This window comes from Streptomyces acidicola (genome assembly GCF_009377235.1).
Lineage (GTDB): Bacteria > Actinomycetota > Actinomycetes > Streptomycetales > Streptomycetaceae > Streptomyces > Streptomyces acidicola.
In genome coordinates, this window is sequence record NZ_VMNX01000365.1 from 1 (window position 1) to 6600 (window position 6600).

Annotated in this window: 8 protein-coding genes; 4 read left to right on the plus strand and 4 right to left on the minus strand. The window is 67.5% G+C overall.

Going from position 1 to position 6600, the window contains the following annotated elements:
* Nucleotides 1-114: 114 nt before the first annotated feature.
* Both FPZ41_RS49195 and FPZ41_RS43690 read right to left on the minus strand, forming a co-directional pair.
* Nucleotides 115-252, minus strand: a complete 138-nt coding sequence (locus FPZ41_RS49195; RefSeq protein ID WP_322621493.1) for a DUF397 domain-containing protein — start codon at nucleotides 250-252, stop codon at nucleotides 115-117.
* Complete coding sequence (locus FPZ41_RS43690; protein ID WP_152870137.1) at nucleotides 209-1123, minus strand: helix-turn-helix domain-containing protein; 915 nt, start codon at nucleotides 1121-1123, stop codon at nucleotides 209-211. The genes FPZ41_RS49195 and FPZ41_RS43690 overlap by 44 nt, the downstream gene beginning before the upstream one ends.
* Before the next feature lie 181 nt (nucleotides 1124-1304).
* On the opposite strand from FPZ41_RS43690, the gene FPZ41_RS43695 reads away from it, so the two are divergent.
* From FPZ41_RS43695 to FPZ41_RS43705, 3 genes are all read left to right on the plus strand, one after another.
* Entirely contained in the window at nucleotides 1305-1829 is a 525-nt protein-coding gene (locus FPZ41_RS43695) for an ATP-binding protein (RefSeq protein ID WP_322621494.1), read from the plus strand.
* Between the two features lie 79 nt (nucleotides 1830-1908).
* Nucleotides 1909-3177: an NAD(P)/FAD-dependent oxidoreductase gene (locus FPZ41_RS43700; RefSeq protein WP_152870131.1), complete on the plus strand. Its 1269-nt coding sequence runs from the start codon at nucleotides 1909-1911 to the stop codon at nucleotides 3175-3177.
* Nucleotides 3178-3297: 120 nt separating this feature from the next.
* Nucleotides 3298-4200, plus strand: coding sequence for an RNA polymerase sigma-70 factor (locus tag FPZ41_RS43705; protein WP_152870133.1), 903 nt, complete (start codon nucleotides 3298-3300; stop codon nucleotides 4198-4200).
* A gap of 202 nt (nucleotides 4201-4402) precedes the next feature.
* Here the strand turns inward: FPZ41_RS43705 and FPZ41_RS43710 are convergent, their stop codons facing one another.
* Both FPZ41_RS43710 and FPZ41_RS43715 read right to left on the minus strand, forming a co-directional pair.
* Nucleotides 4403-4615, minus strand: a complete 213-nt coding sequence (locus FPZ41_RS43710; RefSeq protein ID WP_194236437.1) for a DUF4287 domain-containing protein — start codon at nucleotides 4613-4615, stop codon at nucleotides 4403-4405.
* Between the two features lie 346 nt (nucleotides 4616-4961).
* Nucleotides 4962-5813: a DUF4253 domain-containing protein gene (locus FPZ41_RS43715; RefSeq protein WP_322621495.1), complete on the minus strand. Its 852-nt coding sequence runs from the start codon at nucleotides 5811-5813 to the stop codon at nucleotides 4962-4964.
* A gap of 213 nt (nucleotides 5814-6026) precedes the next feature.
* Between FPZ41_RS43715 and FPZ41_RS47630 the strand changes: the two genes are divergently transcribed.
* Nucleotides 6027-6575: a hypothetical protein gene (locus tag FPZ41_RS47630; protein ID WP_194236438.1), complete on the plus strand. Its 549-nt coding sequence runs from the start codon at nucleotides 6027-6029 to the stop codon at nucleotides 6573-6575.
* The last annotated feature ends 25 nt before the right edge of the window (nucleotides 6576-6600 follow it).

The following is a 6600-nucleotide window of genomic DNA, read 5'->3' on the forward strand; positions in this document are numbered from 1 at the left end:
GTGGGCGGGTAGTTATTTCCCCCGGTTCTTTGGGGAGGCCAGTGGCCCGCCGGGCCCTTGCGGATGAGGAACCGGCGGGCCCGGAAGACGGAACGCAGCCGGGACCTGGCCGACTCAGACGCGGTGCTGACCGGCCTTCAACTCACCTATGAACGCTGCCCAGGAGCGGGCCTCGAAAGACAGAGCGGGACCGTGCGGGACCTTGCTGTCACGGACGGGCACGACGCCGGGGAACCCGTCGGCCACCTCCACGCAGTTGCCGCCCTCCTGATTGCTGTAGCTGCTCTTGCGCCAGGCGGCGCCGTTCAGATCGGGACGGGACGTTCGCTCCACGGTGGTTGTCCTCCATCACGGATCGGATCATGCCGAGCGACATGAGCGGGGGCAGGGCTGCCGCCCGAAGCCGATCGTAGGTCAGTGCGAAGCTCCTGACCTCGTCCGGATCCTCGATGAGTTGGCCGTAGTGTGCGCCCTCTGTGTAGGCGACTTCCGAGCCGTCCGGCATCGTCAGAACGGTGAGCGAGCCGCCCATGACGTCATGCTCGCCTTGGTCGAACGGCAGTACCTGCACGGTGATATGAGGCTTCGCTGCCGACTCAAGCAGCCGCTCCAACTGCTCGAGCATCACCGCCTGGCCGCCGACCGGACGCCGGAGCACCGCCTCGTCGAGAACGACCCACAGTTCAGGCCGATCGGGCGTACCGAGGCGATCTTGCCGCCCCATTCGAGCGGTGACCCGCTCTTCCAAGTGCTCCTTGCTGCCGAGCGTTCGACCGACACTCAGAACTGCCCGCGCGTAAGCCTCGGTCTGCAACAAGCCGGGCACCACATGAGCCGCGTACTCGCGAATGCCCACCGCCCGCTCCGAGTACTCCATGAACTTCCGCGACCAGTCCGGAAATGCCTCCCGGTACACGTACGGCCACAGCTCCACCAGCAGATCGTCCGCACCCAGCGCGGCGTCCAGCGCACGAGCCAGCTCCAGCGTCGGCTTCGCCCCGGAGGCACGCTCGATCTGCGTGATCCGGGTGCTCACCACATGCGTCATCTTGCCGAGTTCGGCCTGAGTCAGCCCGGCGGCCGTACGGAGCCTGCGTACGCGCGCGCCGAAGAGCGCCGCCATCGACGTACTGGGATCAATTCCGTTGGCCAAGGAGTCACTTCCATCCCTTACGAGCCAAAAGGTAAGGCTGCGTCACCTTCCGAGCGTAGGGCTGTGAGTCGAACCTTAAGCACGGAACGTGATGACTCGACTACATCGCGGGACGACTCAGGGCTCGACAGGCAAGAAGAACGGAAACGCTGTGCTGACAGGAACGACCACCTCGGACGAAGAACCGCGAAGGAGCGTCGCCGAAGCTCCCGTGGCGGAAGCCGTCCTGCTCGACGGCGAAGCAGCCGAACGCCCGCCGCTCACCGCGCAGTTCGCTTCCTCGCCGCGAGGCGCGCGGCTCGCCCGGCGCTTGGCCGTGCGGCGCATGGAGGAGTGGGGTTACCCGCCGGCGTCGGACGTGTCGTGCACGGTCGCCCTCGTCATCGCGGAACTCGCCGCGAACGCCGTGCAGCACGGCCGCGTTCCGGGACGCGACTTCGGTCTCCGGCTCTCCCTCGACGAGGCGTCGGACGTGATCCGGATCGAGGTCGCCGACGCAGCCGCCGCGAAGCGACCACCCGCCGCCCCACCCTCGTCGTACCCCGACGGCGAGTCGGGCCGCGGCCTGCTCCTGGTGGACGTCCTGGCCGAGCGCTGGGGCTCGACGCCACGGCATCCGGTGGGCAAGACGGTGTGGGCGGAGGTGTCGACAGTCGCATCAGGCACCGTGCAGTGATCTGCCTCACAAACTGTCACGGCGATCGGTCACGCGGTGTCTTGAGGCCGAACCGGTGGAAACGGAGACGGGAGACACCATGGCGGAGAACACGGAGAACACGGAGAACACGGAGAACACGGAGAACGCGCAGAACACTGATGTTGTCGTGATCGGCGGCGGATACGCCGGCGTCATGGCCGCCAATCGCCTGACGCAGCGCGACGACGTGACAGTGACCCTGATCAACCCGCGCCCGAACTTCGTCCATCGGATCCGCCTGCACCAGCTGGTGGGCGGGTCCGACAACGCGGTCGTCGACTACCGAGACGTCCTGGCCGACGACGTCCGGCTGGTGGTCGAAACGGTGACACGGATCGACGCGACCGGTCGCCGCGTGACGCTGGCGGCGGGCGGCACGGTCGACTACGACTACCTGATCTACGCGGTGGGCAGCGGCAGCGCCGACCCGAGCGTGCCCGGAGCGGCCGAGTTCGCCCACCCGATCGCCACCCTGGAGGAGGCGCAGCGGCTGCGGCCGGTCATCGACGCCGCTCCCGCGACGGCCGCGGTGACGGTGGTCGGAGCCGGTCCGACCGGCATCGAGACCGCCGCCGAGCTGGCGGAGACCGGCCGCAACGTGACCCTGGTCTGCGGCGAGGTGCTCGGCCCGTACCTGCATCCGCGGGGCCGACGCTCGGTGGCCGGGCGGCTGGCGGCGCTGGGGGTGACCGTACTCGACGGCTCCGACGCGGCCGACGCGAAGGTGACGGCGGTGACCCGCGACGCCGTGCGGCTCGGAGACGGCCGCGAACTGCCGAGCCAGGTGACCATCTGGACCGCCGGCTTCGCCGTACCGGACCTGGCGGCACGCAGCGGGCTGAGCACGGACGCCCTGGGACGCCTGCTCACGGACGAGACGCTGACGAGCGTGGACGACGAGCGCATCGTCGCGGCCGGGGACTCGGCGGCGCCGTCGGACCTGCCGTTGCGGATGAGCTGCCAGGCCGCGATCCCTCTGGGCGCGCGGGCCGCCGACACGGTGCTCAGCCGGATCGCGGGTGAGCAGCCCTCGCCCCTCAACCAGGTGTTCGCCGGCCAGTGCATCAGCCTGGGCCGACGCGCCGGCATCTTCCAGTTCGCCCACAGGTACGACGTCGCGCTGTGGTTCCACATCGACGGTCGTCCTGGCGCGAAGATCAAGGAGTTCATCTGCAAGGGCATCGTCAAGCACCTGGCTGCCGAGGCACGCAAGGCCGGTTCGTACAGCCTGCACCGAGTCTCAGGAGGCACCAAGCGCCAGCAGCAACTGCTACTGCAGGCCAAGCGCGACGAGCCGCCGGCCACCACCCCCGCACGGGCAGCCTGAAGGAAGGTTGCTGTGGATGCATGCTTGAAGGCCTCCGGTAACCAGGACCGTCCGCGAGACGAGGAGGGGCGAGACAAGAAGGGGAGAGACGAGGAGGGGCGAGACAAGAAGGGGCGATACATGAGAAGAGACCACGACCGGACCGGCCCGGCGACCGAGATGTTCATCGCCCACCGCAACCTGCTCTTCACCGTCGCCTACGAGATGCTCGGATCGGCTGCCGACGCTGAAGACGTCCTCCAGGAAACCTGGCTGCGGTGGGCCGAGGTCGACTTGTCACAGGTGCGCGACCACCGCGCCTACCTGGTCCGGATCACGACCCGGCAGTCCCTCAACCGGCTGCGCACCATGAAACGCCGCAGGGAGGCGTACGTCGGACCCTGGCTGCCGGAACCCCTGCTCACCGCACCGGACGTCGCCCAGGACGTCGAACTCGCCGAGAGCGTGTCGATGGCCCTGATGCTCGTCCTGGAGACGCTGTCGCCGACGGAGCGCGCCGTCTTCGTGCTGCGCGAGGTTTTCGACGTCAGCTACGACGAGATCGCCGCCGCCGTCGACAAGACCCCCGCCGCCGTCCGCCAGATCGCCCACCGAGCCCGCCGGCACGTCGACGCCCGCCGCCCTCGCAAGGTGGTGTCCGCGAGCGAGTCCCGGGCGGTCCTGGAGTCGTTCCAGCGGGCGTTCGAAACCGGGGACCTACAGGGCCTCCTCGACGTGCTCGCCCCTGAGGTCGTCCTGATGAGCGACGGCGGCGGCATCAAGCAGGCCGCGCGGCGGCCGGTCATCGGCGCCGAGAAGGTGGTCCGTATGTTCGTCGGCCGCACCGGCAAGCTCGAAGCCACGCTCACCCTCGCCCCCACGACGGTCAACGGCAACCCGGCACTCGTCGTACGCCTGGACGGCGAGATCGACGGGATCATGGCGATCCGCGCCGAGGACGCCCGCATCACCGGCCTCTACTACGTCCGCAACCCGCAAAAGCTGTCCCACATCGAATCCGAGACCCCGCTCGCCTTCCGCTGAACACCAGCGGCGGAACAGCTACGCCTGACCGGATTGTTGGGCGACGCTGAAAATGCCGAAGGGTCCGGCTTTGGTCCGGCTGACGGGTTCGGCTTCCGGCACGAAATGCGGTGCCTGGAGAACCCCGGCTCGTCGGCCGGGTCCTCCGCAACGGGATCACAACCGGTGGCCATGTGCTCTCGTAGTGCCCGGATGAAGCGGCTTACTTCCCGCTGTTCTCGGCAAGGGTGTGCGCGACAAGGGCGTTTGCGTGACCGTGCCCCAGCCCGTGTTCGGTCTTAAGCCAGGAGACGAGTTCCATATGCCTGGTCAAGGGCGAGGAACGGATGATCTCCTTCCACTCTGCTATCGGGCGGCCGTACTTCTTCTCGATCGAAGGGAAGTAGCTGGCAGGGCCCTTCACGGTTTCGCTCATGTCGGCGGTGTCCCATCCCTTGGTGCAGAACGATCTTGGGGTGTTGATGCGCTTTGCTGGTATGACCGGAGGCGACAGGCGAAGTAATCGGTCGAACAAGAGTGACCTGCGCCACTTTCGATCTTGCGTGACGTCCCTCGCCCCACGTCGGCCGGAACGATCTGAACGTTCGGCCGTCACGCGACCCACCGGACAGGCCCTGGTCGGGGACTTCGGTGACGGCGGACTGGGCGGCCTTCTCGTCGACGAGGGATTTGCCGGCGGCGAACCGATGGTAGACCTCTGCGGACGGGGCTGGATGTGTGCGAATGAGACCAAAAATGAGACCACGACTCAGACCGGCGTCTTAGTCCCACCAGAACGTCCAGTGAGAGTTCCCCAGCACAGCTTCTTCCGCATACAGGCGCATGGTCTCGTATCCCTGCCAGACGTTGTCGGGGCAGAACGCGAAGTGCTCCGCAGCGACAGCCAGGGCTTCCTCCATCGTCTGAGGTGGGGCGGCCACGGACAGGTCCAGCCGGGCGTAGGACAGGGCCAGGAGCCGGGCGCCGAACCGGTCCTCCCAGGAGCGAAGGACCGCCCGCAAGCAGGCCGCGTCGTCGTTGGACGGCCCGGTCCACCCGATGGAGGCGGGAATGTCCGTGTCACGACTGACGGGAACCAAGCCGAGACGGGGGCTGGCAAGCCACCCTTGCTCGATCAGACCAGCCGTGACCTGTGCGGCGCGAACATCAGGATCTGACTCGACTCTCCCCGCCGGGGCGAGTCCTGGCCAGGCGGCGCTGAAAGGCGCGAGGGTCTCGCCGTCCTCGTCATCGTCCGTTTCGGCCACGGCGACAGCCCAATACGACGCGAGCACCGACCCGGCGTCGTGATCGCTGGGGTCGTCGGCCATCAGGCCCGGGTCCAGCCAGCCGTCATTCCACCACCCCTCCTTCTCCGCGTGCTTCTCAGTCTGGAGGAGCACGGGCCGGAGGCCGACAGCTTCGCAGGCCGGCAGAAGTTGGCCCCTTGCGTCAGGTCCCGCAATCTCGTCGGCAACCCAGAACAGCGGCTCTTGCCGGGGACCGAAACGCGTGGTTGTGACCAGGGAGCCCGGAGGCAGGTTCAGCCCCAGCGACTGCCCCGCCGGGTCACTCACCAGCACTGTCAGGGGATTTGAAGGCATCTTCACAGCGACGACCGTAAAGGTCCCCACCGACAACGATCACCCACTCCTTGCACCGCTTCGAAGTCTGTGAGCATGTTCAGCCCTACACCAACAGAGGCTGCCGGGCGGGCCTTGAGAGCCGGTGCCGGGCGCTGGCGGATGCTGGGGTTGTTGTACTTCGTCGCTGTACCGATGATCTCGTCTCCGCTGCCATGCGTATGGGGATCGCGCCGGCGTGCCGATCAGGCGATGATCTGCCGCATGACGGAGATGGCAGGCGCGGGCGTCGACGACGACCACGGGTGGACTGAGCGTTTGGCGTGGGCTTACGGCTTGATAGCACCGGCCCCTGCCGAACGTGCCGCTGCCCTTGATCGACTGGCCAGTGTCCAAGAAGAGGTCGAGTCTGCTCGACTCCGGCTCCACAAGGCTTGGCACCCGACCCCTTGGTTGCGGTGCCGGGCGCGGGGCCGGGTAGCTGCGCAGAAGGCATACGACGAGGCCGCAAGCCGCTGTCTGCCCGAAGCCCTGTGGATCAGGCCGCCCCGAGCCCTGTGGAGCAGGCAGGCCTCCGGGGAGATCAACACGTGGGCGGGACTGCCCTTCGCCCTGCTGTTCCTGGAATGGGAGGCCCGGTATCCACAGGAGTGGACACAGCACGCGAAGGAGTGGGGTACGAAGCAATCTCTGATAAGGATGCTGGCCACTGCGGTCACGTCCGCTGGAGTGGTGTATCGACGGCCACTCGGTGATCTCGTTTTGAGGCTATGCGGTGAGTTCGGTGGGCAGGACGGTGTCGTCGGTTTCTGACTCGATCGGGTGGAGGCGGGCCTTG